The organism is Bradyrhizobium prioriisuperbiae (genome assembly GCF_032397745.1).
Lineage (GTDB): Bacteria > Pseudomonadota > Alphaproteobacteria > Rhizobiales > Xanthobacteraceae > Bradyrhizobium_A > Bradyrhizobium_A prioriisuperbiae.
The window spans coordinates 7,107,313-7,133,260 of the sequence record NZ_CP135921.1 but is presented as its reverse complement, the minus strand read 5'-3'; the positions used below and the strand labels follow the sequence as shown (position 1 = coordinate 7,133,260).

Annotated in this window: 21 protein-coding genes and 1 pseudogene; 12 read left to right on the top strand and 10 right to left on the bottom strand. The window is 60.8% G+C overall.

Annotated features, from left to right (window positions below):
• Positions 1-136: 136 nt before the first annotated feature.
• The 3 genes from RS897_RS33435 (at position 137) to RS897_RS33425 (ending at position 5,987) form a co-directional block, all read left to right on the top strand.
• Positions 137-3,265, top strand: a complete 3,129-nt coding sequence (locus RS897_RS33435; RefSeq protein ID WP_315832945.1) for an efflux RND transporter permease subunit — start codon at positions 137-139, stop codon at positions 3,263-3,265.
• Between the two features lie 161 nt (positions 3,266-3,426).
• Positions 3,427-4,554, top strand: a complete 1,128-nt coding sequence (locus RS897_RS33430) for a DUF262 domain-containing protein (protein WP_315832944.1) — start codon at positions 3,427-3,429, stop codon at positions 4,552-4,554.
• On the top strand, positions 4,551-5,987 hold the full coding sequence (locus tag RS897_RS33425) for an ATP-dependent nuclease (protein WP_315832943.1): 1,437 nt from the start codon (positions 4,551-4,553) through the stop codon (positions 5,985-5,987). Before RS897_RS33430 ends, RS897_RS33425 begins: the two co-directional genes overlap by 4 nt.
• Before the next feature lie 293 nt (positions 5,988-6,280).
• Here RS897_RS33425 and RS897_RS33420 read toward each other — a convergent pair whose 3' ends face one another.
• The gene (locus tag RS897_RS33420) at positions 6,281-6,961 is read right to left on the bottom strand and encodes a helix-turn-helix domain-containing protein (protein WP_315832942.1); all 681 of its coding nucleotides are present in this window, start codon (positions 6,959-6,961) and stop codon (positions 6,281-6,283) included.
• A gap of 177 nt (positions 6,962-7,138) precedes the next feature.
• Here RS897_RS33420 and RS897_RS33415 point away from each other — a divergent pair, with 177 nt between their 5' ends.
• Both RS897_RS33415 and RS897_RS33410 read left to right on the top strand, forming a co-directional pair.
• Positions 7,139-8,263, top strand: coding sequence for an ImmA/IrrE family metallo-endopeptidase (locus RS897_RS33415; RefSeq protein ID WP_315832941.1), 1,125 nt, complete (start codon positions 7,139-7,141; stop codon positions 8,261-8,263).
• A gap of 191 nt (positions 8,264-8,454) precedes the next feature.
• Entirely contained in the window at positions 8,455-9,315 is an 861-nt protein-coding gene (locus RS897_RS33410) for a GIY-YIG nuclease family protein (protein WP_315832940.1), read from the top strand.
• A 591-nt stretch (positions 9,316-9,906) separates the two neighbouring features.
• Here RS897_RS33410 and RS897_RS33405 read toward each other — a convergent pair.
• From RS897_RS33405 to RS897_RS33395, 4 genes and pseudogenes are all read right to left on the bottom strand, one after another.
• Entirely contained in the window at positions 9,907-11,166 is a 1,260-nt protein-coding gene (locus RS897_RS33405; protein WP_315832939.1) for a hypothetical protein, read from the bottom strand.
• Positions 11,167-11,341: 175 nt separating this feature from the next.
• A pseudogene (locus RS897_RS42375) lies at positions 11,342-11,518 on the bottom strand (alpha/beta fold hydrolase); the annotation flags it as partial.
• A 452-nt stretch (positions 11,519-11,970) separates the two neighbouring features.
• Entirely contained in the window at positions 11,971-12,984 is a 1,014-nt protein-coding gene (locus RS897_RS33400; protein WP_315832213.1) for an IS110 family RNA-guided transposase, read from the bottom strand.
• A 247-nt stretch (positions 12,985-13,231) separates the two neighbouring features.
• Positions 13,232-14,056, bottom strand: a complete 825-nt coding sequence (locus RS897_RS33395; RefSeq protein WP_315832938.1) for a helix-turn-helix transcriptional regulator — start codon at positions 14,054-14,056, stop codon at positions 13,232-13,234.
• Positions 14,057-14,146: 90 nt separating this feature from the next.
• Between RS897_RS33395 and RS897_RS33390 the strand changes: the two genes are divergently transcribed.
• Entirely contained in the window at positions 14,147-15,037 is an 891-nt protein-coding gene (locus RS897_RS33390; RefSeq protein WP_315832937.1) for an SDR family oxidoreductase, read from the top strand.
• Between the two features lie 175 nt (positions 15,038-15,212).
• On the opposite strand, the gene RS897_RS33385 is transcribed toward RS897_RS33390, so the two are convergent.
• Entirely contained in the window at positions 15,213-15,650 is a 438-nt protein-coding gene (locus RS897_RS33385) for a VOC family protein (RefSeq protein WP_315832936.1), read from the bottom strand.
• Positions 15,651-16,002: 352 nt separating this feature from the next.
• Entirely contained in the window at positions 16,003-16,986 is a 984-nt protein-coding gene (locus tag RS897_RS33380; protein ID WP_315832935.1) for a helix-turn-helix transcriptional regulator, read from the bottom strand.
• Between the two features lie 312 nt (positions 16,987-17,298).
• Here RS897_RS33380 and RS897_RS33375 point away from each other — a divergent pair, with 312 nt between their 5' ends.
• The 5 genes from RS897_RS33375 (at position 17,299) to RS897_RS33355 (ending at position 22,559) form a co-directional block, all read left to right on the top strand.
• Positions 17,299-19,104, top strand: a complete 1,806-nt coding sequence (locus RS897_RS33375) for a flavin-containing monooxygenase (protein ID WP_315832934.1) — start codon at positions 17,299-17,301, stop codon at positions 19,102-19,104.
• Positions 19,104-19,895, top strand: a complete 792-nt coding sequence (locus RS897_RS33370) for an SDR family oxidoreductase (protein ID WP_315832933.1) — start codon at positions 19,104-19,106, stop codon at positions 19,893-19,895. Before RS897_RS33375 ends, RS897_RS33370 begins: the two co-directional genes overlap by 1 nt.
• Before the next feature lie 550 nt (positions 19,896-20,445).
• On the top strand, positions 20,446-20,985 hold the full coding sequence (locus RS897_RS33365; protein WP_315832932.1) for a hypothetical protein: 540 nt from the start codon (positions 20,446-20,448) through the stop codon (positions 20,983-20,985).
• Between the two features lie 55 nt (positions 20,986-21,040).
• Complete coding sequence (locus RS897_RS33360; protein ID WP_315832931.1) at positions 21,041-21,826, top strand: transporter substrate-binding domain-containing protein; 786 nt, start codon at positions 21,041-21,043, stop codon at positions 21,824-21,826.
• A gap of 376 nt (positions 21,827-22,202) precedes the next feature.
• Entirely contained in the window at positions 22,203-22,559 is a 357-nt protein-coding gene (locus RS897_RS33355; protein ID WP_315832930.1) for a hypothetical protein, read from the top strand.
• A 105-nt stretch (positions 22,560-22,664) separates the two neighbouring features.
• Here RS897_RS33355 and RS897_RS33350 read toward each other — a convergent pair whose 3' ends face one another.
• On the bottom strand, positions 22,665-22,868 hold the full coding sequence (locus RS897_RS33350; protein ID WP_315832929.1) for a hypothetical protein: 204 nt from the start codon (positions 22,866-22,868) through the stop codon (positions 22,665-22,667).
• A 40-nt stretch (positions 22,869-22,908) separates the two neighbouring features.
• Between RS897_RS33350 and RS897_RS33345 the strand changes: the two genes are divergently transcribed.
• Positions 22,909-23,343 carry a hypothetical protein gene (locus tag RS897_RS33345; protein ID WP_315832928.1) on the top strand — a complete coding sequence of 145 codons (435 nt, stop codon included), beginning with the start codon at positions 22,909-22,911 and terminating at the stop codon, positions 23,341-23,343.
• A gap of 19 nt (positions 23,344-23,362) precedes the next feature.
• On the opposite strand, the gene RS897_RS33340 is transcribed toward RS897_RS33345, so the two are convergent.
• Both RS897_RS33340 and RS897_RS33335 read right to left on the bottom strand, forming a co-directional pair.
• The gene (locus RS897_RS33340) at positions 23,363-24,673 is read right to left on the bottom strand and encodes an MFS transporter (RefSeq protein ID WP_315832927.1); all 1,311 of its coding nucleotides are present in this window, start codon (positions 24,671-24,673) and stop codon (positions 23,363-23,365) included.
• 204 nt (positions 24,674-24,877) lie between these two features.
• The gene (locus tag RS897_RS33335; protein ID WP_315832926.1) at positions 24,878-25,936 is read right to left on the bottom strand and encodes an isocitrate/isopropylmalate dehydrogenase family protein; all 1,059 of its coding nucleotides are present in this window, start codon (positions 25,934-25,936) and stop codon (positions 24,878-24,880) included.
• Positions 25,937-25,948 lie beyond the last annotated feature (12 nt).

Sequence of the window (25,948 nt, the reverse complement as noted above, 5' to 3'; positions counted from 1 at the left end):
CGCGAAGCGGGCCTCGAAGGATGCACGGCCCGGGCCGTCGTCCTTCGAGGGCCGCGCTACGCACGGCCACCTCAGGATGACGGATGACGAGCGGGCGGCGATGTTTCAGGAAAATTCAGAAGCGGGGCACTAAGCCATGAACCTGTCGGAACTGTCGATCCGCCGGCCGGTGATGACGACGCTGCTGACGGCGTCGATCATCGCGTTCGGCGTGTTCGGTTTCCGGCTGCTGCCGGTCTCGGCGCTGCCCAAGGTCGATTTCCCGACCATCCAGGTCTCCGCCACGCTGCCCGGCGCCAATGCCGACACCATGGCGGCGTCGGTCGCCGGACCCATCGAGCGGCAGCTCTCGACCATCGCCGGCATTTCCTCGATGTCGTCGTCGTCGTCCCAGGGCACGACCTCGATCACCATCCAGTTCGACCTCAACCGCAACATCGACGCGGCCTCGCTCGACGTGCAGACCGCGCTGACCATCGCCCAGCGCCGCCTGCCGATCGAGATGACCACGCCGCCGAGTTTCCGGAAGGTCAATCCGGCCGATTTCCCGGTGCTGTTCATCTCGCTGAGCTCGGACACCCTGCCGCTGTCCGCCGTCAATGAATACGGCGACATCACCATGGGGCAGGCGATCTCCCAGATTCCGGGCGTCGCCCAGGTCTTGATCTATGGCAGCCAGAAGTTCGCCATCCGTGTCCAGGCCGATCCGGAGGCCGCCGCCGCCCGCGGCCTGTCGCTGGAGGACATCCGCACCGCCGTGTCGCGCGCCAATTCCTCGACGCCTGTGGGCACGCTGAACGGTCCGCAGCAGGACATCGCGCTGCAGGCCTCGGCCCAGCTCGACAAGGCCCGGGATTACAACCAGGTCGTGGTGGCCTGGCGCAACGGCTCCCCGGTCAAGCTGGAGGAAGTCGCCAAGATCTATGACAGTGTCGAGAACGACAAGGTCGCCACCTGGCTCGACGGCAAGCGGGCCATCGTGCTGGCCATCCAGAAGCAGCCGGATGCCAACACGGTCGCGGTGGTCGACGGCGTGCGGGCGAAGATTCCGGCCCTGCGGGCCCAGGTTCCACCCTCGGTCCAGGTCGACGTCATGATGGACCGCTCGGTCTCGGTCCGCCAGGCCGTCGCCGACGTCGAGGAGACCCTGCTGATCGCCATCGCGCTGGTCATCATGGTGATCTTCCTGTTCCTGCGCTCGGCCTCCGCCACCTTCATCCCGGCCCTGGCGGTGCCGATCTCGCTGATCGGCACCTGCGCCTTCATGTACCTCTTTGATTTCTCCATCAACAATATGACGCTGCTGGCGCTGACGCTCTCGGTCGGCTTCGTGGTCGACGACGCCATCGTCATGCTGGAGAACATCGTCCGCCACATCGAGCACGGCATGCGGCCCTATGAGGCCGCGCTGAAGGGCGCCCGGGAAATCGGCTTCACCATCCTGTCGATCACCTTCTCGCTGATCGCCGTGTTCATTCCGGTGCTGCTGATGGGCGGCATCGTCGGCCGCGTGTTCCGCGAATTCGCCGTCACCATTTCAATCGCGATCGTGGTGTCGGGCTTCGTCTCGCTGACCCTGACCCCGATGCTCTGCGCGCGCATCCTGAAAGCCCATGATCCCGACCACAAGCCGAACATCGTGCTGCGCGCCTTCGAAGCCATGTTTGCGTCCTGGCTGCGCGCCTATGAGTGGGCGCTGGACCGGGTGCTGGCCTACAAATTCGTCATGCTGCTGGTGACGTTCGCGACGCTCGGCGGCACCGTGTGGCTCTACACGGTCGTGCCCAAGGGCTTCTTCCCGCAGGAGGACACCGGCTTCCTGATCGGCGTCACCGAAGCCGCCACCGACACCTCGTTCGAGGCGATGTCGGCGCGCCAGCAGGTGCTGGCCGGCATCATGAAACAGGACCCGGCCATCGAGTACGTCAACAGCACCGTCGGCTCCGGCGGCCCGAATGCCACCGCGAACTACGGCCGCCTGTTCATCGCGCTGAAGCCGCAGGACCAGCGCGATCCCGCGCCGAAGGTGATCGCGCGGCTGCGCCAGAAGGCGACGCAGGTGCCGGGCCTGCAGGCGTTCTTCCAGAGCATCCAGAACCTCAACATCGGCGGCCGGGTCTCCAAGAGCCAGTATCAATATGTGATGCAGAGCGGCGACACCGAAGCGCTCTATCGCCTCGCGCCGGACATGAGCAGCAAGATCGCGAAGATCCCGGGCCTGCTCGACGTCACCACCGACCTCTACATCAAGAACCCGCAGATGACGGTGGAGATCGACCGCGAGAAGGCGGCGGTCTACGGCGTCACCGCCGACCAGGTGCGCAACCAGCTGTTCAACGCCTATGGCGCCCGCCAGGTCGGCACCATCTACATGCCCTCCAACGACTACCAGATCATCCTGGAGGCGCAGCCGCAGTTCCGGGTCGATCCCTCCGACCTGTCAAAGCTCTACATGAAGACGGCCGATAACCGCACCATCCCGCTGGAAGCGGTGGCGCGCATGGTGCCGACCGTCGGCCCGCTGCAGATCAACCACCAGGGCCAGCAGCCCGCGGTGACCATCTCGTTCAACCTCGCGCCCGGCGTCTCGCTGGGCTATGCGGTGGACAAGATCACCGGGCTGGAGCAGCAGTCGAACCTGCCGGTGACCATCGTCACCGGCTTCTCCGGCACCGCGCAGGTGTTCCAGGAATCGCTGCGCGGGCAGGGCGTCCTGATCCTCGCCGCGGTGTTCGCCGCCTTCGTCATCCTCGGCATTCTCTACGAGAGCTTCATCCACCCCATCACCATCATCTCCGGTCTCCCTTCGGCCGGCATCGGCGCCATCCTGACCTTGATGCTGTTCAACATGGAGCTGTCGGTGATCGCCATGATCGGCATCGTCATGCTGGTCGGCATCGTCAAGAAGAACGCCATCATGATGGTGGACTTCGCGCTCGAGCGCCGCCGCGTGGGCCTCAGCGCCGAACACGCCATCCGCGAAGCGGCCTTGCTGCGTTTTCGCCCGATCATGATGACCACCTTCGCCGCGATTTTCGGCACCCTGCCGATCGCACTCGGCACCGGCGCCGGCGCCGAACTGCGCCAGCCTCTTGGCGTGGCCGTCGTCGGCGGCCTGTGCCTGTCGCAACTGCTGACGCTGTTCATCACGCCGGTGATCTATATCTACCTCGACCGGATTGATCGGCGGTTGAAGAGGCGGCTGGATCCGGAGTTGCGGGAGGAGGCGGAGGGGGAGCGGCCGCGGGTGGTGGCGGCGGAGTGAGGGAGTTGCCGCGAAATATTCCTGACGAGGGGCTCGAAGAGCGGCGGCTAGTGGAGTGAAGCCTGTGTGGGCACGTGTCAAATATTGGTGACGGACCACCCGCCTTTGATAGTGTCGTGGTCCAGGTAGCGCCGGGTAAATAAAATAATGGATTGCTCTACATGAAGATGACTCCTTGGGAGCCGGATCTTAAAACTGTTGTTGATAGAATAAATAATGAAGATATTGACCTGCAGCCCGAATTTCAGCGGCAAGAGATTTGGTCGCCAAGCAAGAAGAAGAAACTAATCGATACGATAATCCGAGGGTGGTCTATTCCTCCCGTTTTCCTCGTCGTTCGGGCAGATGGCAGGATGGACGTTTTAGATGGCCAGCAACGGCTCGCAGCCATCCGCGATTTCGTTCAAAATGAATTCACAATCGATGGCAACATAACTCCTAGCGATCCTCGCGTAGTTGCTCTTCACGGTAAGTACTATCGTTCACTTAGCCGCTCGGATCAGCGCCTACTTGATCAATATACTCTGCGATGTTTCCGAATTACTGACTACCTGCCCGATGAGCCGAGTGAACTTTTTTATCGTTTAAATCAGCCAAGCATGCTGACAGCGGGAGAGCAGCGTAATGCGTTTTATGGGCCGGCGAGAGAACAGCTAAAGGCTCTGGTCGGGGATTTTGAAGCCGGCGACAATAGCAAGAAGACGATTGGCTTCTCTAACGCCCGATTGGCCTACGATGATATTATAGCGCGTTTGTTGTTTTTCCTCGAAGCAAGAACGTTCGCTATCAAGAGCACGGAAACCCTAATATCGCAGCGTTTCAAAGAACGAGATGAGTTCAGCCCGGAAACTGTTTCTGCTGCGTCGGTCAGCATCAATCTATTTTCAAGGTCGCGAGAGCAAGCCTCGTCTATTCGTCTGAATAAAGCGAGCGCGCTGAGTTGGCTGCTCTTCTTTGCGCGCTTTAGAGAGGATCCGACTCCCGATTTTTCTTTCATGTCTCGCTTTGGAGGTGAGGGCGGGCTATTCGCCCGGAACTATATTCCTGAGGCAGCAAGTGTCTTCCAGAATAGGGCGAGCTTACGTGTCACCGACGTATCTTCAGTCGTCTACCGGGACTTTGCATTATGGTACTCTTATATTTATGCGCTCGACGCCTCTCTTCCCGTAAGCGTGGACAGGGGGGCGTGCGTCAGCGTTCATGATGCACTGAGTCAACGGAATGATGCGACATTTGAGTACGCGGTGTCGCAGCTTGTGAACACTGAAAAGTGGAGCAGGCTTTCGTGAAGCTGGCACAGGTCCAAGATTACAAAAGGCGGCTAGAAGCATCTGCTCATGGATGGCCAATTCGGCTAGAGCGCTTCGAATTCGAGAATATCCCGAGCGTTGGCAGTGGTGAACTGCCTTTTCCCTCTCCTATAGTTGTGCTTGCCGGGCCGAATGGTGTCGGTAAGACCACCTTGTTGAGGGCGCTCTGGGCAGCTGCTGCGCCAGCTCTGGCGCATGATGATCCGTCTACGAAGCTCAAGCTCAGCGTAGGGAAAGGAACGTTATCGTACGTTCAAGACTCAGTTTCCAAGACGTCAGTCGCCACATTCACTCAAGGAATAGTGAAGGTTGACGGGGATGCTGGTGTTGCAACTGACGTAATTCATCTGGATTCGTCCGATGAATCGAAAAGGCAGCAGATCAATTTCTGTGCCTTTAATGAGGTTGAAGATCTGATCAACGGAGTAGGGCACCGAACGCTGGACGCAAAGAGCCTCGAGGAAATTAATTATATTAGCCGAAGAGATTATCGAGAGGTCAAAGTCTACGAAATTGAGAACGATGGCTCCCCTCTGCCGTTCTTCGAGGTTTCCTATGGCAACGAAAGATACGATAGCAGAACAATGGGAGCGGGAGAGGTCGCGCTCTTTTTTCTTTGGTGGTCTATCGATCGCGCATCTGACAACGCCGTCTTATTGATCGAAGAACCTGAGACCCACCTCTCACCTGCTTCTCAAGAGGCGTTGAGTCACTATCTCTTGAAGGTTGCTGTAGAGAAGCGGTTGAGCGTTGTGCTCACTAGTCATTCTCATAAGATCATAAACAGCTTCTCTGAGGGGCAGTTAGTTTTCCTGTTCCGCTACGGGGCGCTTGTAAAGACTAGGTCTGGGTTGCCCCCTCCAGCGCTCATGAAAACGATAGGCATAGATCCTCATGTCGATGTGGTGGTGTTGGTGGAAGATCAACTTGCCCAGGTCTTCTTGAGGCTAATGCTCGAGCGCGTGCGACCTGCTCTTTCGCGACGAATAGAGATCAGTATTCGCAATGGGCATGGAGATATAACTAGTCTTCTAAAAAAACTAAATGATCAATTTCAAAAGGTGAAAATCATAGGTTGCTATGACGGCGATATGCGCGAGAGCATAACTGGAGATATCAGGCGCCTCTCAACGTTTCTCCCAGGTGACAAATCGCTCGAACTTCACTTAAGAGAAATCGTCACTCAGCAGCCGGAGCGCCTCATGAATGCTACTGGTTCAGATGATGTTGGGGTCATCCTATTCGGCCTACAGGGGGCAGAGAATCACGACTGGTATTCGAATTTGTGTAGCCAGTTGGGATTGTCGCCAGCGCAATTATTTCCCATGCTCTTTGGTATCTGGATGCAACAGGAGGGCAACAGCGAGGCTGCGGTTGCGCTGATTGCAGAACTGAGCGCTCTCATAGATTAGGCGAAGATATCAGAACAGCCGTAAGGGGCATTGATGAACCGCGGCTTCCGGTGTGCCGACACTTGCGCCGATCATCTTGCGATCACATCGGCTCCAGTCCAAGCCTTAGGTGAAGAATTAAGGTGATGGGATGGGCGGCTCCACTCAGATGGGTTGTGTCAACGACCATCTTGGCGCATTGGTGCCGTTCAGGGTGCCGTCCACCCCGTCGCCGCAATGGGTGACGACAAGTGTGCTGACTTAGATGTCTACACTTCAATTCACAAATGATGTGTCGGAAGTCCGACGAGATATCATGTTGGTGTCCAGGATCCAGTGTAGAGAACTCCCTCTGGAAACTGACGAAACAGGAGCACGAGAGCTTGTGAGCTCTCTTTCACGAAGAAGCCGCGCGCATCGACCTCGCGTCTCAGATTGACGTCTGATGTAGGTACGAGAATGAGCGCCCCCAATTCCCGCGGCAGCCTATTCAAATCAGTTTCAAGTTGTGCCGGTAAATCTTGCACGGGGTTCGCTATGAAGTTGCCCGGAGGTATCATTGGTCTTCCGCCGCTTTCAATGAAGCTTTGGATGGAGAAGGCTGGCGCTGCTTTTACAAGTTCATATTCAAACCTGAAGACGCCAGGTACAAGCACGCGCGCAAATTGAACGCTCATGCGATATGTGGGGCCGGTCTGTGGAGGATGCGGTTCCACTTCTACAACCGTGCCAACATCGTCGGCCGCGATGTCAAAGCTGAGCCGCACTCTCGTTTGCGGCCTGAATCTGACGATGTCGCCGATCCTAAATCGTCTCAGTCGGACCCCTGAGCCTTCTCCGTTCTCGTCCACGAAGATTACGCCGGAGGACTCAAGCGCGTTCTTGATTGCAGCAAGCTTCTCCGCGTCGCCACCGTATTTTCCAGTTTCGAAATTCGAAATGGTGTTGCGATGGACGCCAGATGCAGCGGCCAACTGATCGAGCGACCAATTCAATAGGGCTCGCCCCATTCGGGTCTGTTCGGGTCTCATCATCCAACCTTTGCTGTGATAATGTCACTTGTGGCAATATCATAATTGGCGAGGGGTCGCAATTGTGTAGATTCTTTCTACAATTTTGTTGATCTACATCTGGGGGGAAGTAGCCTGAAGGTACGCAAGGGGGTGATTCGCATGAGTGCTGGATTGACGCCTTTTGGAACTGCCTGCCGCCAACATCGTTTTCGACGGGAATTGGTGATGCATCATCAAGCGAAAGCGCTGCGCTGTTCCGTGGCCTACATTTCCGCAATAGAGCGCGGAACCCGCCAAGTTCCATCTGATTACCCTTCCGCTTTCGCAGAGTGGCTAAAGCTTTCGAGCGACGAGCGCGCGGAACTCGATCATTTAGCCCGCGCTGGCATCGGATCAAAATCTGCGGGGGAGTTCATAGACTCGGATCTGATAGACGCGTCCATCGAGCGTCTTCGTCACCTGAGAAGTTCACTCGTTTCGGGAAGCGCATCCAGTTTTCGCGATGGCGAGATCAGCAAGTTAGCGCTACTTGCTAGAGAAGCATTTGGTCTTGGAAATCAGATCTCAATTTCAATTCTCGATGTTCTTGAGAACAAGCTTCACCTAGTCGATCCTAACTTCGTGCTGCAAGTCGATGCCGATGCGTCTCATGGAGATAGGTTTGTTGCAAATACCAACGTTTCTCACGGATTTGCGAACAAAATTGTCACCTCGGAAGCAGTTTATCGAGGTAGTGGTGATGGCAACGAGTACGACAAGGAAAAGCTAGCGCACGAGATCGGTCATGTGATGTTGCACGGGAAACGCTCTCACAGTTTCTATAACAGAGCAAAATCGAAAAGAGTTGAACGAGAAGCCAACCTTTTCATGAGAGAGTTTTTGCTCCCAAAAACGGTAGTAACTCAGTTCCGATCTCCCAGAAGCCTCGCGATGTATGCTTCCGTCAGTGTAGAAACCGCCGAAATGCGAATGCGCGAACTTGGAGTGTGGCCTATTAGGGCGGAGAAAGAGCGAGTAAAGCGGCGCTTTGAGCAACTTTCCAATACCCTAAAAGGCATAGACCGACAGCCAGAACAGAGCGCGGCAAAAATTATTCCCCTCGAAAACTATCTTCGAAGGGATGCCGTGCCGGAGTCTATGTCCCCGGTGGTTCAGCTGGGCAAGCCCGCTAGCAAGCCGGATATTGATCTCTCAGAGCTTCCACTCTTTAAACATGCGATGGCGAATGTCGCTGTTCGAGATCGCGGCAGGGATTGGTTTTTGACCTATGGCTTTCGAGGCTGAGTAACACGAGTTTTGAGGCTAGGCGCATTAGTCAATCGTGAGATCCAGGAGGACAGTGGAGGGGGATTGCTCGGTGAGTTGCAGTCCAGTGCACTTAGCTGTCATTCCGCCCGTGAGGCGAAGCCCCAAGTTAAAATCTTACATTGGTAGGGCCAATTGTCGGGCGGGAGTTTCTCTCTTACCATCTCCAGATGCAGGGCTTTGTTTACATTCTGGTTTCGCCGAACAGCAGTCATATCAAGATCGGGGGCACCGAGCGTCCGATAAGCGAGCGATTGCGGGGTATAAATGGTACCGAATCTTATGCCGAGCACGGGCCGTGGGAGTTGTCGGACTTCCTCCACGTGATTGACTGGCGTTTGGTAGAGGGCGGTATGCACCGCCACTTTGCGGAAAGAAACGTCCGCGAGATCGCCGGTACCCGAGAGCTTTTTGCTGTGCCACCTCATGAAGCCAGGAGCCGACTGCGGCTTACGGACGTTGCGCTGCGGGTGGACCATGAGAGGGCCGACAAGCTCTTCAGAGACCGCAACGTTGGGCTCTATCTATTCAAGCTTTTCCAGCTTTCTGGACTGTACGGCTGCTTAGATATTCAGGGGGCTTGGACCCTGAGTTTGTTGCCTAAAACCAGCGGAGGTCGATGGTTCACGCTGAACATCGGCCCTCACGAAGTGGCGTTTAGTACTTTCAAGCCGATCGATGGCAAATTTGAGCACCACCTCATCCTTGATCGCCTCATCCTCGATTATCCAGAAACCGTTATCTGGATCGGTAAACATGATGGCGAGGTCCAGGATGCCCACTACGCATCTGCCGATCGAGCCGTAATCATCAGTTTCCGAGAGGATTTCGCGAATGCGGAGCGGGTATTCCGTCTCCCCGGCGTTCGCCGCGCCATGATCGCTTATTGGGCCGAGGCGTTGGCCGACCTGCGGGAAAGGAAAACCAAAAGCGTTTATGCCCGTTACCATTCCTACGATGCGGTTTCAGAGCTCATCGAGTACAAGCGCGCTACGGAAGATATGTTTAGGGTGTCGAAATTTGAATCGTAACTCAACCACGCAAATTACGGTGGGCGCGGCATGTGATATCGGCGCTCACGCATCTATTCATATTAAACTTGATGGAAGGGGAGTGACATGCGCATTTTGATCGGAATTCTAGGGCTCTGCGCGATCTTCGCCTCGTCTGCAACGAGCGCTCAGCAATGCGATTTCGAAGAGATGCAGGCTCGGGCTGATGTTTTGTGCGGGCCTGGGGGTCTTTCAAAGGAAGGTTGCCGTAACATCAAACGTCACATTCAAGAGTGTCGCACCACCTATAGACGGAAGGGGATTTCTGACAAATATATGCGTGAGATGCACGGGGTCGGCGCACCCCGTTACGATTCGGGCCGCGTCGATGCTATGCGGAAAGCGAACGCATGCCGGGGCAACATTGGAGCGCAATGTATGGCCCAGTGTAACGGCGATTTAACCTGTATGTCTGCCTGCCAAGGCGGTAACGCGTGGCGGTGCAGCCGGTAATCGTAGCGGGTGGAGAGATAAGCGAGGCCGCATTCAGCAGACTATTAGAGGCGCCCAAGCACATTCCTGATCCGGGCTACGACCGAAACGGCCGAGACGAGAAGCTCTGCGGCTCAACTACGGAAGTCCATTTGTCACCGTAAAGGGATTGAACCCACGTTCCGCGAGGGCCGCCCACGACGCTGCGCCAAGATGAGGCAATCGGAAATAGAGTCGCGGCTTGGTCGGATCGGTGTCCAACACGAACCCGGTCGGTAACTCGTGGACACTTGCGGCATACAACCCACCATCCGGCGACCTCTGGGATTCGATGACAGCGATCAACGACTCTGCCCTCCCGGTCCTGCCGAGCAATTTCATTAAGAGAGCCATTTGGCCGGTCCCTTCGGTCCACACACCGTCCCGGTCTTCACCGTAGGAAAAGCCCTCGTCGACACTCATGCGCTGTTCGGCGGTCGTCATTGCCGATGCAAATTTCCCGGCCGCTCCGGGGAGCGCCATTGAAGGCCAGACCTGGGCATCCAGCGCCAAAATCGGATTGTGCGTGACACCGTCTTCAGCGGTCCCTGCGGCGAAACAGGCGCATGCCGGATCCCACATCGTATTGACGAAGTGCTCGGCAATCGTTGCCTTGTCGCGCCAGCGCTGGTCACCTGTACGGATCGCAAGCAGGCCAAACGCGGCGGCGAGGTCCGTATTGTGTTCTGTCGATTTCCACGTCCGCACGTCCGGCGTCGGTTCGTGCCCAAACGTACCGCCCGTGAAGCCGCCAGTGCCGCGCGTATCGGCCCATTGCGCGACCCAAGCGCCGAGACGTGCTGCGCCATCGCGGAACTGAGAGCCGGTGTTCACATCATCCATCGACAGCAACGCCAGCATGGCCCATGCGATGTTACCAACATCGCTGCCCACCTGATATCGATCCTCCAACCATTTGTTCTGAGTCTTGTCCCACCAGCCCGGAAGTTTGACGGGGCCATCCGCCACCACGCCCGCGGCGTAAGCGTTCCTGAGCCGTCCATCATGCCAAATGCGGTCGTTGTCGATGGCCCGGAGTATAGCCGAGCCAATCCGAGACGCTTTGTCGTGCTCACCGCAACCGACCAATGCGATGGCGGCTGCCGCATTGTCATAGAGGTAGGCGGCGCCATGCAGAGGCCCCGCTTCGACGGTCGGATAACTGGGCAGGAACAACGGCCCCGATGGCGGTGCCTTATCAATCAGACCAGCGAGGTAGCCGCACGCTGACGTTTTTGGTGCAGCTGAAGCCTGCAATGGAGCGGAGGCCATCATGATTGCGAAAGTCGCGACGATCCAGGTGTGAAGGCAGAGCCCGCTGGAACGGTAGAAACAATCAAGAATTGGTTCCAGTCGCATTTCGCTGCCTCTCGTGTCTTTCAACCAAGATAGACTTTGGGACATCGGGAAGAAAGCAGGTCAGGAGCAAAAAACGGCGCAGAGTGCGGCCCGATGACAGGCTCCGCGACGTCCGGGAGATGGGTCGGCGTGCCGACCCGGGTCTCGCTTCGCTCATTGGGCTACGAGGCTTGCTTCATGAGTCTTGCTTCATGAGCTCTGCCAGGATCCCGGCCAGCGCGGCCGGCGCCTCGATCGGGGGGAGGTGGCCGCAGCCGGGGATCACGTGAAGTGTCGATCCCGGCGTGAGGGCGTGAATTTCCTGGGACAATTCGATCGGCGTCAACCGGTCCTCGGCACCGACGATCACCGCGGTGGGGTTACGGACAGGGTTACGGTGACAGGGTTACGGTGACACCCATTAGCCGGCCCCTCGTCAAGGGTGCAAAACTACTTTTCAGCAGCGCGAGCTGCTCAATGTTTCGTTCGTCGTTCCAGCGATAGTGTTCGAGCCGCGCCCGTTTCTTCGGTTTGTGGCTGCGCCGCATCACGGATCGCGCCAGACACCCATGAGGATCAAGCATCGGCCCGATTGAGGCCTGCGCCCTGGCGGCATAGCCGCCCCAGAAGAACGTTGGTACCGAGCCGCATCCAAAAGAATTTCACAGAACCGTGGCTACCGGCGTGCCGGCGCCAATCTCCGAATGGCTTGCGGTGCGGGCGATCGTCGTCACTGCAACTGGTGACGGCGATCCGGCGTCCAATTCAGTGCAGCTGGTTGCGACCCCAGTCACCGTACGTGGCTCGCCGGATCGTCGTCGTCCTTCAGGCAAAGCAGCGCGTTACGTCGAACGGTTTGCTCTCCTTCAGGATGTGGTAGCAGGCGCGCGCCAGCTTGTGCGCCAACGCCTTGGTGGCGACAATGTTGTTGGTCCGGGCCTTCTTGCGCTCGTGGAAACGCTTGGCCTCTGGGCAAAACCGCACGGCAAAATTCGCCGCCTCGACGAACGCCCAGGCGAGATACTTATTGCCGTTCTTGACGTTGCCTTCGCCTTTCTTCTTGCGATTGCTGGTGTGCACGCTGTTGACGCAGCGCGCGTAGGACGCAAAGTTGCCGACGCCGGCAAACCGATCGATCGGACCGGTTTCCAGAAGAATGACGGTGGCGAGCGTCGGGCCGATGCCGGGTACGCTAGTCAGGAAGCCGTAGTGAGGTCGGGGTTTGACGCATTCTTGCAGGCGCTTTTCGAGGACCGAGATCTGTGACTGCAGGGTCGCGATGACCGCGACGTTGGTCTTGATCGCCAGGCCGACATCGGCCGCCAGCGGCATATTGTCGATTGCGTCGGCGGTCAGGCGCTTGATCTGATTGCTGGTCATCCGCCCACCCAATTGCCTGGCCATGATGTTCTCGACCGCGAGGACATGCGTGGTGCAGCAGTGCACCATCTGCATGCGCTTGCGCGCCAGATCGCGGACGACGCGGTGCTCTCGTGGCAGGATCGTGCCCGTCGGCAGGATACCCAGCCGCAGCAGGTGGGCCAGGTGCTGCGCATCCGTCTCGTCGCCACTGTGCTTGAGTCCGTCGTATTGCTTGATCGCGGCGGTGTTGGCGAGGTGCACGTGGAGTCCCGCGTCCTGCAACCCGTCGACCAGCCAATACCAGTTGTAAGTCGACTCGACCACGACGCCGGCCAAGTCATCTTGCCATCGAGTTAGAAATCCGACGATCTTCGTGATGTCGTTCGGCAGGCGCTTCTGCGCCACAACGCGATCGGCATCGTCGATGATCGCGATAACGCTGTTGTTGGAATGCAGATCAATCCCGCTGTACATCATCTTCGCCTCCTTGTGGCCTAAAGTGATTCGGTGATGCCGAATTCACATTAGCCCCACCGCCTTCTGTGTTGCGAAGGCCGGCTAGATGATCTTCAGTGCACTTAACTATCATTCCTCATTCCGCCGGCTGCCGAAAGTTCTGCTATTTGACTGGTGCCCTTCATCCCGTCGCCTGTCAAATCGTCTCTTCAGCCCGCCAATATACGGCAAGTCTTGTTGCAGCAGCCACGCCCGGATCAGCGCGAACCTACTTCGGCAGAGACTTCAGCAGCGCGCGGATCTTGTTCGCGTCCGCGGCCGTGACAGGATTGTAGACGACCATGCTGAGGTCGGGCCGGCCGTCGACGGCGAAACCTGAAAATTCCATCGAGAGCGATCCGGCGACAGGATGCTGCAGTGTTTTCACGCCGTCGCCATGCGCCTGCACATCGTTGTCGCGCCACATGGCTGCGAATTCGGGGCTGGTCGCGCAGAGCTCGTCGACCAGGGATTGCACGTTGCGCGCCGCGCCGGCGCGCGCCACGTCCGCGCGGAACGACGCCACCACATAGCGCGCAACACCTTGCCAATTGGGCTGCGCCGCGCGGACGCGGCTGTCGCGAAACATCAGGCGCAGAACATTGCGCTGTCCGTCGGGAAGTCTGCTGTAGTCGGTGAGGACCGCCGCGGCGGCCCTGTTCCACGCGACCACATCCCATGTCGCCGTGCGAATGAAAGCGGGACTGTATGTCAGCGTGTCGAGCAGGCGTTGCAGGCGGGGTGAAATACCCTCAGGCGCGCGATAACGGACTTCCGGCGGCCGGCCCAGGCCGAGCAGGAACAGATGTTCGCGCTCGACGTCGGTCAGCATCATGGCGCGGGCGATGCGGTCCAGCACATCGGCGGAGGGCGCGCCGCCGCGCCCCTGTTCCAGCCAGGTGTACCAGGTGGCGCTCACATTGGCGCGCTGCGCCACTTCCTCGCGCCGAAGTCCCGGCGTGCGGCGCCGCTGCAGCGCGAAGCCGAAGGCCGTGGGATCGAGCTTGGCGCGGCGATCCCTCAGATAGGTCCCAAGCGAGTTCGTGTCCGTCATCCTGTTAGCGATTATACCTGTATAATCTCACATCTTTACCCGAATGAGAAACTTACCAATATCCCGGTGCACTGAACAGGGATCTTTCTCATGCGCGTATTCGTCACCGGAGCCGCCGGATTTATCGGCACCGAAACCACCAGAGAACTCATCGCACACGGCCATCATGTCATCGGCCTCGCGCGTTCCGACGACAACGTCCGCACGCTCAAGGAGCTGGGCGCGGAGATTCATCGGGGCTCGCTGCTGGACCTCGAAAGTCTGAAAAGCGGTGCAAGGGAGGCAGACGGCGTGATCCATCTGGCCTTCATCCATGATTTCGCGAAATTCGCCGAGAATGGCGCCATCGACAAGGCGGCCATTGAAGCCATCGGCGATGTGCTGGTGGGCACGAACAGGCCGTTCATCGTCACCTCGGGAACGGGTCTGATTGCGCCGGGTGTGCTGATCACCGAAGAGATGCGGCGCGACTCCAGCCCGCATGTGCCGCGTGTCTCGGAGCAGGCGGGCCTCGCTTATGCGTCGCGCGGCGTGCGCGCGATGGCGATCCGCCTGCCGCAGGTTCACGGCGCCGATGGCAAGGCCGGGCTGATTTCTTACCTGGTCGAACTTGCGCGTCAAAAAGGTGCTGCCGCCTATGTCGGCGAGGGTACTGAGCGCTGGGCCGCGGCGCACAGGCTGGATGTCGCCCGGCTGTACCGGCTTGCGCTGGAAAATGGCGCGGTGGACGGGATCTACCACGCCGTCGGCGAGGAGGGCGTGCCGATGCGTGAGGTTATCGAGGTTGTCGGCCGCGCGCTGAACGTGCCGGTGGTTTCGATCCGGAAGGAAGAGGCGGGTGATTATTACGGGCCGCTGGCGATGTTCGCCGGTCTGGACATGCCGGCCTCCAGCGCCCTGACGCGGCAGCGGCTGGGCTGGACGCCCAGCGGGATCGGCCTGATCGCGGACATCGGCCAGCCGGGTTATTTCAAGGTTTGAGCCGCCGCACCGTCACCTCCCATTTGAGCGTGCGCGCAGACGGCCACGCGCACGGGGAGGTTGTCATGCGTCGGGGCTCCGGGGGACGCGTTATGACGCGTCGCCGGTTCGATCCGTCGGATTTCTGCGCTCAGCCGAGGTCTTGTCAGCTCAGGCCTTGTCAGCTCAGCTCCTGTCAGCTCAGCTCCTGGGCCAGTCCGATCAGAAGCCCTTCCGGCCCGCGGATGTAGCAGAGCCGATACACGTCTTTATAATCGACGACTTCGCCGACGAGCTGCGCGCCGCGCTTGCGGAGTCTTGCAAGCGTCTCGTCGAGGTCATCCACGGCGAACATGACGCGGAGATAGCCGAGCGCGTTCACCGGAGCGTTGCGGTGATCCGCGACGACAGGCGGCGCGAGGAAACGGGACAGCTCGAGCCGGCTGTGTCCATCAGGCGTGCGCATCATGGCGATCTCGACGCGCTGATCGCCCAGTCCTGTGATACGTCCGGCCCATTCGCCTTCGATCGTGGCCCGCCCTTCGAACTCGAGGCCGAGCTCGCGAAAGAAATCGATCGCCGCCGCGAGGTCCTCGACCACGATTGCGACATTGTCCATCCGTTTGAGCGCCATGTGTCCGATCTCCGAAGTTTCGTTTTCGCCGTCAACCACTCATAATGCGGCTCGCCAGGTGAGCAAGTGGTTGATTCAGGGGCGTGCCGACCCGGGTATCGCTGCGCTCACCCAGGCTAGGGGGAGTTTTCCTAGAGCATGGTGAGTTGAGGTTCGATCTATGTGATCCGTCACCCTGAGGTGGCCATGCGCAGCATGGCCCTCGAAGGGCGACGGCCCGAGCGGCTATTCTGGGGCCGTTCATCCTTCGAGGCGCGCAAGAGCGCGCACCTCAGGATGACGGAATATGGCTCAACTTCAAATCCATCACGCTCTAGACGTCTAATGCTGTTGATCGCGAGTTGAATCATCCTCACGCCTGCGCCTTCCGTAACGCCCGTGGCGATTGCCCCCACCAGCTGGTGACCGCGCGGGAGAAGGCGCTGGATTCCGAATAGCCCAGGCGCTCGCCGATCTCGGCGATGCTGGCGTGCGACTTCGACAGCAGGATGTGCGCTTCCTCCATGCGGTGGCTGTCGAAGATCGCCTTGAAGCTGGAGCCTGCGCCGGCGAGGCGCCGCTGCAGGGTGCGCGGCGAGCAGCCGATGTCGCGCGCCACGCTCTCCACGGTGGCGTGGTGCAGGCCGCGGCGGCCGATCGCGGCGCGCACGCTGTCGCAGAGCGCGTCGAGGGGGCGGTGCGCGGCCAAGAGCGAATCCGCATAAGCGAGGTTGAGTGCCAGCAGCGCCGGGTCGGTGCCCTCGGTGCGCGCAGTCAGCGCCGCGTGGTCATAGTCCACCTGCGCCTGGGTGGCGCCGAAGGCGACGGGGCAGTTGAGCCATTGTGCCTGCGGCGCGGGGTCCTGGTTGCCGCGGCCGATCAGACGCACGAGCTGCGGCCGCGGGCCATAACTCACCAGCGCCGCGAGGCCGGAATCGATCTGTAGCGGATGCGGCGCGATCGCGGCTGCGGCCGACACATAAGTCAGCCGCAGCCCGCGCCGCGTCGGCGTCATGCGGTAACGCCCGGCCTCGCTCAGCAGCGGCTGGTAACGCGCCATCGCGGTGAGGAAGTCGCGCAAGGTTGCGCTGTGGATGCGGATGATGGTCATCACATGGCCGGCCTGCAGCGGCAGCTGGCTGCCGATCTTCACACCCAGCAGCGGATCGGAACTCAGCTCGGCCGCGCGCCGCCAGATCAGCCGCGCCAGCGAGACTTCGATGCGCGCGCTGCCCGCAATGCGCCCGCCGCTGAAGCCGCGGATGTCAGCGGTCAGCGCGGCGCGATCCAGCCCCTCCCGCGCCATGCCGTCCAGCACCGCGTTCATCCAGGTCGAGGTCATGGTGAGGGCGGACATGGGAGCCTTAGTGTTTGAGAAGGGGCCTGTAGCCCGCATGAGCGGAGCGATATGCGGGACGGCTTTGCCTGGATTTCCCGGGTGTCGCTGCGCTCACCCGGGCTACGACACCACGGCCGATCGCCCTCATCTTGTCATCTCCCGCCACGAAAATCCGCCTCGTCTGGCGCCTAATGTCATCTATTTGGCGGATGGTGTCACGGACATTTGCCGTCGCGGGGGCCTTAATGTGCCCAAGCAAAGCGGACCCGCCGGACACAAGGCCGGGCCGACGCCGCACTTTGGAAACGCACGCCTGGAGAGACGCGCCCCATGTCAGATGTTTCGTCCAACACACCGTCCTTCGATCCGGAGCAGTTGCGCGCCAGATACCGTGCCGAGCGCGAGCGGCGGCTGCGGCCGGATGGCGATCAACAATATCGCGAGATCGCGGGCGAACTCGCCCATTATGCCGAGGATCCCTATGTCGATGCCGGCTTCAGCCGTGCGCCGGTGAATGACGCGGTCGATGTGGTGGTGATCGGCGGCGGTTTCGGCGGGCTGATCACGGCGGCGCGGCTGCGCGAAGCCGGGCTGAAGCGCATCCGCATCATCGAGAAGGGCGGCGATTTCGGCGGCACCTGGTACTGGAACCGTTATCCCGGCGCCGCCTGCGACATCGAATCCTACATCTACATGCCGCTGCTGGAAGAGCTCGGCGCGATGCCATCAGAGAAATACGCCAAGGCGCCGGAGATCCTGGCGCACACCCAAGCGATCGGCCGGCACTTCGATCTGTATGGCGATGCGCTGTTCCAGACCGAAGTCAAAGCGATGGACTGGGACGACGCGGCGGCGCGCTGGACCATCGGTACCAGCCGCGGCGATCGCATCACCACGCGTTTTGTGGTGATGACCACGGGGCCGCTGAACCGGCCGAAGCTGCCGGGCATTCCCGGCGTGGAAAGCTTTGCCGGGTTTTCCTTCCACACCAGCCGCTGGGACTATGCCTATACCGGCGGCTCGTCGCTCGGCGGGCTCGACAATCTCCGTGACAAGCGCGTCGGCCTGCTCGGCACCGGCGCCACCGCGATCCAGTGCGCGCCGCATCTGGCCGAGAGTGCCAGGGAGCTTTTCATCTTCCAGCGCACGCCGTCCTCGATCGACGTGCGCGCCAATGCGCCGACCGATCCCGCCTGGGCGGCGCAACTGACGCCGGGCTGGCAGCAGCGGCGGATGGAGAATTTCAACAATCTCGTCTCCGGCATTCCCCAGGACGAGGACCTGGTCCGCGACGGCTGGACCGACATCATGAAGCTGGTGCAGCGCGGACCACACGCGGGCGGCGGCGATCTGATGCAGGCGATGCAACTGGCCGACTTCACCAAGATGGAGCAGGTGCGCGGGCGGGTCGACGCCGTGGTGCGCGATCCGGCCACCGCCGAGGCACTAAAGCCCTGGTACAAGCAATTCTGCAAGCGGCCGTGTTTCCATGACGAATATCTCGACATGTTCAACCGCGACAATGTCACGCTGGTGGACACCGCGGGGCAGGGCGTCGAGCGCATCACGCCGGCGGGCGTGGTGGTGGCGGGGCGCGAGTATCCGCTGGATTGTCTGATTTTCGCCACCGGCTTCGAGGTCGGCACCTCCTACGAGCGGCGCTCGGGGCTTGAGATACGCGGGCGCGGCGGGCTGACGCTGACCCAGAAGTGGAGCGGCGGCGCCAGGACGCTGCACGGCCTGATGACGCGGGATTTCCCCAACTGCTTCATCGTCTCGACGCTTCAATCGGGCCTGGCACCGAACTTCCCGCACATGCTGAGCGAGCAGGCGCGCCACATCGCCTATATCGTCGAGCGCTGCCTCTCCGAGGATAGCGATGCGGTGGAGCCGACCCCAGAGGGCGAAGCCGCCTGGACCGAGGTGATCATGAAGGCCGGTGTGTTGCGCCGCGCCTACCAGGAGGAGTGTACGCCCGGCTATTACAATGCCGAGGGCCAGCTCTCGAAACTCAACATCCAGAACGGCGTCTATGGCCGGGGACCCGCGGCGTTCATCGCCGTGCTCGAAAACTGGCGCAAGGCGGGGGATTGCGAAGGGCTCGCGTTCGCGCGCACCACAGTGGAGGTGGCGTGATGACGACAGAACGCAAATCGATCTTCATCACCGGCGCGGCCTCGGGCATGGGGCGGGAGACCGCCAAACTCTTCGCCGGCCATGGCTGGTTCGTCGGCTGTTACGACGTCAATGACGACGGTCTCACGACCCTCAAGGACGAACTCGGCGGCAATGCCGGACTGTTCCAGCGGCTCGATGTTTGCGATCGCGCCGCCTATCTCGACACCATCGCCGCGTTCGGCCGCGCCACCGGCGGGCGGATGGACATCCTGTTCAACAATGCGGGCATTGGCCTCGGCGGTTTCTACGACGAGATGGCGTGGGAGGATGTGCTCAGGATCGTCAACATCAATCTGATTGGCGTGCTCAGCGGCGTGCACGCCGCGATGCCGCTGTTGAAGGCGACGCCGAATGCGCTGTGCTTCTCCACCTCGTCGGCCTCCGCGATCTTCGGCGCGGCGCGCATCTCGGTCTATTCCGCCACCAAGCATGCGGTGAAGGGCTTTACCGAGGCGCTGTCGGTCGAGCTTGCTCGCCTGGGCATTCGCTGCGCCGACGTGCTGCCGGGCTGGATCGACACGCCGCTGGTGTCGCAGGAGATGCGGGATCATCTGCCGGCAGAAGGCCTCTGGCGGCTGTCGCCGCCGAGCGCCGTGGCGGACGCGGTGTGGGCCGCCTATCACGGCGACAAGGTGCATTATTATGTGCCCAGCGAATTGCACGACCTCGACAAGCTGGTCACCGCGCAACCCGAACAAACCCGCGACCAACGCCGCCGCCTGCTGGCGGAGCGGATGCAGATCGTGTGAGGGGGGAGATTCAGAACAACGGAGAGCGGTTCGTCATTCTCAGTGTCGTCCCCCGGCTTGACCGGGGACCCAGTAGGTGGTGACGCCAGCGGCTTAAATGGCGGCGTCCGACGCGGCAGCCACTGGGCTTTGCTGATGCATTCTTCTCATCTTGCCCGCTCCCGGATACTGGATGCCCCGCTTTCGTGGGGCATGACACCGAGAGTGGCGAGATGCTTCAATTCTTAACGCGGGCAATGACGGAGTGGGGATGATCCGCGCCATGCAAACCTCAATCGCTCGCCGCCCCCTCATCGCATCGGCTCAAGCCCAAGCTTCCAAGCTTCGATTATGATGACAGTGCATTAAACTGTCATTTGATCTGGCTGCCGAAGGTCAGCCAAATTTAATGCACCGTCACCGTTACCCCATCCGGAAATTGCCAATGCGTCTCATTTTGAGCGGAAAGTTCAGTTACGGGCGTTGACAGAGGTGGGACTGACAAAGGAACCGGGATGTTTTCGACCTCTGGTTTCAAGGGTGTGCTCGATGGCGCAATGGAGGTCCATTCGTGCTCACGCGATTGACGCGACGCCGCGCGCTTGCCGTCGGTGCCGCTGGATTCACCAGCGTTCTGCTGTCGGCCGCGAGCGCCGCGAAGACCGGCCGCGGGATGATTCGTGGACCAATCCCCAATTTCGAGACCGTAACACCGCTACCACCGCTGAAACTTGCGATTCCCGATTTCGTTGCGACAACGCCACGGCTCGCGCAAACCGCACTTGATATCTCGCGCGAGATTCGACTTCTGCTCCGGGCCAGCGGTCCGTTCCACATCGTCGATACCGACGAGGTCAACACCAGGCAGGTGGCTTTCGACGATATTCCACAGCCGGACGACTGGCGATCACTCTATGTCTCCGTTCTGGTCGCGGGACAGGTATCGGAGATTACCGACACCCGGATGGGTGTGGCCTTTCGCCTGTGGCTGGTGGCTACGCGGTGGCAGGTGACCGGGCAAACCTACAAGGCGGATCTCGACGACTGGCAGCGCCTGGCCCGCATCATTGCCGGCGAGATCTTCGAGCGGACAAACGGTGATCCATCGTAACCCTTGCGATGGCGCAGTCGGCGCATGGTATGATCGCCTTTCCTGGAGGTGCGCCGTGTTGCAACGCAGTTTGCTTGCTTTGGTCCTGGGCTCGGCACTCGTCGCTGTCGGTGCGCGCGCGGAGGGCGTGCGCGAGATCGCGCCCACCGGCTCGCTGCGGGTGGCGGTTGCGGTCGGTCCCGCGGCATCGGCGTTCTGGGCGACGCGCGATCCCGCCAGCGGCAAGCCCCGCGGCGTCACCGTCGAGCTCGGCAAAGCAGCGGCAGGCCGGCTGGGCGTGCCGCTGCAACTGGTCGAATACCGCAGTTCGGACGAGATCGCAGCCGCCGGCGACACGGACGCCTGGGATATCTCGTTCATTCCCGCCGAGGCTCGGCGCGAGGTGATGGTGGACCACGGGCCCGCCTATGTGGCCTACACCAGCAGTTATCTGGTGCGCGCCGGCTCCGATATCAGCGCCAACGCGCAGGTCGATCGTACCGGCGTGCGGGTCGGCTGCATCGAAGGTACCGCGACGTCGCGCACCCTGACGAGGACCTTGCAACACGCCACCCTGACGAAGTTCGAAAAGGCCGACGCGGCGGCCGAACTGATCGGCCAGGGACAGCTCGATGCGCTGGCGATGGGGACGGAGGCCGTGGAAGATCTTGCGCGCAAGTTGTCGGGCACGCGGGTGCTGGACGGCGTGATCCAGTCCACCGGCGTAGTGGTGGTCGTGCCAAAAGGGCGAACTGTGGCCAAAGCGTGGGCGGCGCAATTCCTGCAGGACGCCAAGACGGACGGCACCGTGCGCCGCGCCCTCGACAGCGGCGGATCGGCCAACGCGAAGGTGGCGCCGTAAGCTTGCGGCATCGCCTTAACGAGTTGGGCCGGATCACGGCAACCTCTTACTGGCATCTCGCAGTTCACGGCGTCGATGAGCGCTCGGTCCGATGCTGTTCGCGGTAACGCCTCGCTTCGTTCGCGGCCGTGGCGCGGTTTCTAAACGTGATACCGGGCATTTTAGATTAACGTTCAAGATGTCGTCCCGTGCGAGGCGGCTGCATCCGCTGGTGGCCGCGCGTGTTGCAATGCACCGATGGTTTTGAAAACATCAGCGAGAGGGCTCGGAGTTGGAGGCAGGGCGCTGAAATATGTTAGCCAGTCTGCGCTCAGGCTGGTCAAACAGCGCAGAATCTGCATGGTCTCGCAGCGGGGGCTGCAACCATGATGGGACAATGGCTGCGTGGCTCAACGATCCGGATACTGTCGCGGCGATTGTCCGCGCGCTGCGGCATGTCCATGGCGACATCAACGCGCGCTACATGCTGACCAACGGCACCACGCTGGCGGTTCTGCTGGACAGCCTGCTGCGCGCGGAGCTGAAAAACACCGAGGTGCTGAAGCTGATTTCCAGGGTGATCCGCTCTGGAGATTTCATCGTCACCCCGGAGCTCAGTTCTCCCTCGCATCTGACCTACATCTATGAGCGGCCGGGATCGTTGCGGGTTGCCGACGTGGCCATCGTGACCATGGACCACGGCACGGTGGGCAGCTCCGACATCCGTCTCAGATTGCCGTCGGACGAGGAGTGAGCAAAGTGTTGGGAGCGTAGCCCGGATGAGTGCAGCGATATCCGGGGTGGGATCGGTGTGAAAATCCCGGGTGTCGCTCCGCTCACCCGGGCTACGGGCAAGCGTTCACCGCGATGCTAACTGTTCGATGTTCTGCAGGCGCGACGAGTCGTGGCTTGCTTTCAACCGGCATGCCGTCTTGATGGGGTTCGCCGTTTCCTGCTTCTGAATCGAGTGCAGGTCGCGCGCGCGAAACGCCTCGTAATGATGGGTGACTGAGAGGCCGGTGCCGAGCAGGCCAAAAAATAACAGAGTGGTCTTGATCATCATCTTTGGGTCCGCTGGTCACCGGCACGAGCTGCTCGTACGAATGGAGGAGAGCGATCCGGCACTTAAATTGTTGTGTCCCAACGCTCTTTCGTGCGTGCGGCGCGGCGAAAAGTTCAGGCTACGTCCCGGTGATTACGGACGTGTGATATGCGCCAACGGCATGGCAACGAGGTTACCCGCTTACATGCGCGCACAGCGTGTGTTTCCCCAAAATGTGATCTGGATCACAGAAGCGGCCGCCGCGGTCCCTTATAGACGCGGCATGCCATTTGATACTGAAACCCTGGCACTGATGCGCCAGGTGCTTGACGACATCTGTCGGGACGTGCCGGTCGGTCAAAATCAGGTGCGGACCTTTGTCGCGACTGCGTTGCTGGATTGCGCCAACACCGGCGAGCGCTCGCTCGACGCCTTGAAAGAGGCGGCCGGCACGGCTCTGCTGGTGATCTATCCGGACATGACCGGGACGAAATAGCCTCCGGCTCTTTTTCGTTTCACTCGTTCTTGATGAACAGCTTGAGCGACAGCCCCAGCAGCATCGATACCACCATGAAGCCGGCCAGCACCAGCAGGCCGACGTTGTAGGAGCCGGTCTCGCCGCGGGTCCAGCCCATGATGAAGGGACCGACAAAGCCGCCGAGCGTGCCCACCGAGTTGATGAAAGCGAGGCCGGCGGCGGCGCCGATCCCTGACAGAAAGCGCGTCGGGATGGTCCAGAGAATGGCGCGCGCCGTGCTGGTGCCGACCAGCACCGCCGTGAGCCCGAGGAAGGGAATGATGAAGGTCGGCGCATAGACGGCGATCACCATGCCGGCCGACGACAACAAACACGTGTAGATCAGGTGGTCGATCTTCTTGCCGCTGCGGTCGACCACGCCGGCCCAGTAGATCATGGCGACGCAGGCGATCAGCGCGGGGACGGCGGCGAGAAAGCCGACGGTGAAGTTGGAAAAATTCTGCTGCTTCAGGATCAGCGGCAGGAAAATCACCACGCCATAGGAGCCGACCAGGAAGGTGAACTGGTTCAGCGCCAGGATCAGCACCCGCGGATCCCTGATACTCTGCCAGATATTGTGCCGCTCGCGCTCCTTCTTTTCGGCGCCGATGCGCCCGGCGACAATGGCCTTCTCCTCGTCGCTGAGCCAGGCCGCGCTCGAGGGCCGGTCCGACAGCCAGAACAGCAACAGCACGCCGACGATCACGGCTGGAAGGCCTTCACACAGGAACAGCCACTGCCAGCCGGCAAGCCCCAGCGCCTGGTCGAGCTCGAGCAGCAGGCTGGACAGCGGCCCCGCCACGAATGTCGAGGCCGGTATGCTGATCAGGAACCAGGCGTAGATCCGCGCGCGATATTCCGCGGGAAACCAAAGGGTCAAATAGAAGGCCGCGCCGGGGAAGAAGCCGGCCTCTGCCGCGCCCAGCAGGAAACGCAGGCCGTAGAAACTATAGGGGCCGACGGTGAACAGCGTCGCCATCGAGATCAGCCCCCAGCTGATCATGATCCGCGCCAGCCAGCGCCGCGCGCCGAACTTGTACAGCGCGATGTTGCTGGGAACCTCGAACAGGCAATAGCCGGCCGAGAGGATGCCGACGCCGAAACCGAACTGCGCCGGGGTCAGCCCCACGTCCTTGATCATGGTGAGGCCGGCGAAGCCGACATTGTTGCGGTCGATGAAGTTGATGATGTAGGCGAGGCTGAGCAGCGGCAGGATGCGCCAGGCGATCTTGGCGAACACCACCTTTTCCCGTGCGCTCAAATGATCGAGTTGCGGCGGCGCCGTCGCCACCTGCTGCGCAATGCTCATGTTCCGCTCCCAATGTTTTTCGTTATTGAATTTTTCTCCTCATTTGGAGGAGGCGTGATGCACTTTCCTTTGTCGTTGCCGGGCTTGTCCCGGCAACCCCGCTTAGGAGGGCAGTGCGTCCCTAAGCGGGATCACCGGGACGAGCCCGGTGATGACGAGCTAAAACAATGCAGTCCAATTTCCTGAGCTGCGTGCCTATCTCCGCTAACCGCGAACGATCTCCGCCACACGCTGCCCGAACGCCGCAGTGCCGAGGTTGCCTCCTAAATCCCGCGTCGCATGTCCTGCCGCGATCGCAGCGGCGAGGGCGGCGTCAATCCCGCGGGCGGCTTCGACAAAGCGCGGTTGATCCCTGCGCGCGCCGTGCCATTCCAAAAGTTGCGCGGCGGACAGGATCAGCGAGGCCGGGTTGGCGATGTCGCGCCCCGCAATGTCAGGCGCCGAGCCGTGCGCCGCCTGCGCCATGGCATGCGCAAGCCCGGCGTTGAGCGAGCCGCCGAGACCGAGGCTGCCGGACAGCTCGGCCGTCAGATCCGACAGGATGTCGCCGAACATGTTGGTGGTGACGATCACATCGAACCGGGCCGGGTTGCGCACCACATGCGCCATCATGGCATCCACCAGGATTTCGTCGACGGCGAGCCCGGGATAATGCGTCGCCGCCTCGCGGCAGATCTCGAGAAACATCCCGTCGGCGATTTTCAGCACATTGGCCTTGTGCACCACGGTGAGGCGCTTGCGCCGGCGTGCGGCGAGGGCGCAGGCGGCGTGCGCGATGCGCTCGCAACACAGACGTGTGATGCGCCGCAGAGAGATCACCACGTCCCGCGTCACCAGCATTTCGCTGCCGCCCTGTTCAAGATTGCGGTCGGCGTAGAAGCCTTCGGTGTTCTCGCGCACCACGATCAGGTCGAAGTCGCCGACCGGCGCCTTCAGGCCCTTGTAGGTGCGGGCCGGCCGGACGTTGGCGAACAGGTCCAGCGACTTGCGGAAGAATTTCGACGGGTTGATCTGTCCCTTTGCTTCATCCTTGAAATCGAAGGTGGCGGTCGGTCCCAGGATGAAGCCGTCGGCGCGGCGCACCTGCTCCAAGAGATCCGGGCGCACCGTTGTGCCGTGACGGGCGAGGCTGGCATGGCCGACATCGTGCTGTTCGATCTCGAAGGCGAGGCCATGGCGGCTAGCAGCGGCATCGAGCACGGCCATGGTCACTGCCGTGATTTCGGGGCCGATGCCGTCACCGGGAAGAACAACGAGTTTCATGGTCGGGTGCTT

Excerpts from the sequence above, each read along its gene's own strand:
- RS897_RS33410 (WP_315832940.1), top strand. The coding sequence starts at position 8,455 with ATGCAGGGCTTTGTTTACATTCTGGTTTCGCCGAACAGCAGTCATATC.
- RS897_RS33405 (WP_315832939.1), bottom strand. The coding sequence starts at position 11,166 with ATGCGACTGGAACCAATTCTTGATTGTTTCTACCGTTCCAGCGGGCTC.
- RS897_RS33390 (WP_315832937.1), top strand. The coding sequence starts at position 14,147 with ATGCGCGTATTCGTCACCGGAGCCGCCGGATTTATCGGCACCGAAACC.
- RS897_RS33385 (WP_315832936.1), bottom strand. The coding sequence starts at position 15,650 with ATGGCGCTCAAACGGATGGACAATGTCGCAATCGTGGTCGAGGACCTC.
- RS897_RS33350 (WP_315832929.1), bottom strand. The coding sequence starts at position 22,868 with ATGATGATCAAGACCACTCTGTTATTTTTTGGCCTGCTCGGCACCGGC.
- RS897_RS33345 (WP_315832928.1), top strand. The coding sequence starts at position 22,909 with ATGGAGGAGAGCGATCCGGCACTTAAATTGTTGTGTCCCAACGCTCTT.
- RS897_RS33370 (WP_315832933.1), top strand. The coding sequence starts at position 19,104 with ATGACGACAGAACGCAAATCGATCTTCATCACCGGCGCGGCCTCGGGC.
- RS897_RS33430 (WP_315832944.1), top strand. The coding sequence starts at position 3,427 with ATGAAGATGACTCCTTGGGAGCCGGATCTTAAAACTGTTGTTGATAGA.
- RS897_RS33415 (WP_315832941.1), top strand. The coding sequence starts at position 7,139 with ATGAGTGCTGGATTGACGCCTTTTGGAACTGCCTGCCGCCAACATCGT.
- RS897_RS33395 (WP_315832938.1), bottom strand. The coding sequence starts at position 14,056 with ATGACGGACACGAACTCGCTTGGGACCTATCTGAGGGATCGCCGCGCC.
- RS897_RS33380 (WP_315832935.1), bottom strand. The coding sequence starts at position 16,986 with ATGTCCGCCCTCACCATGACCTCGACCTGGATGAACGCGGTGCTGGAC.
- RS897_RS33355 (WP_315832930.1), top strand. The coding sequence starts at position 22,203 with ATGGCTGCGTGGCTCAACGATCCGGATACTGTCGCGGCGATTGTCCGC.
- RS897_RS33375 (WP_315832934.1), top strand. The coding sequence starts at position 17,299 with ATGTCAGATGTTTCGTCCAACACACCGTCCTTCGATCCGGAGCAGTTG.
- RS897_RS33340 (WP_315832927.1), bottom strand. The coding sequence starts at position 24,673 with ATGAGCATTGCGCAGCAGGTGGCGACGGCGCCGCCGCAACTCGATCAT.
- RS897_RS33400 (WP_315832213.1), bottom strand. The coding sequence starts at position 12,984 with ATGATGTACAGCGGGATTGATCTGCATTCCAACAACAGCGTTATCGCG.
- RS897_RS33335 (WP_315832926.1), bottom strand. The coding sequence starts at position 25,936 with ATGAAACTCGTTGTTCTTCCCGGTGACGGCATCGGCCCCGAAATCACG.
- RS897_RS33435 (WP_315832945.1), top strand. The coding sequence starts at position 137 with ATGAACCTGTCGGAACTGTCGATCCGCCGGCCGGTGATGACGACGCTG.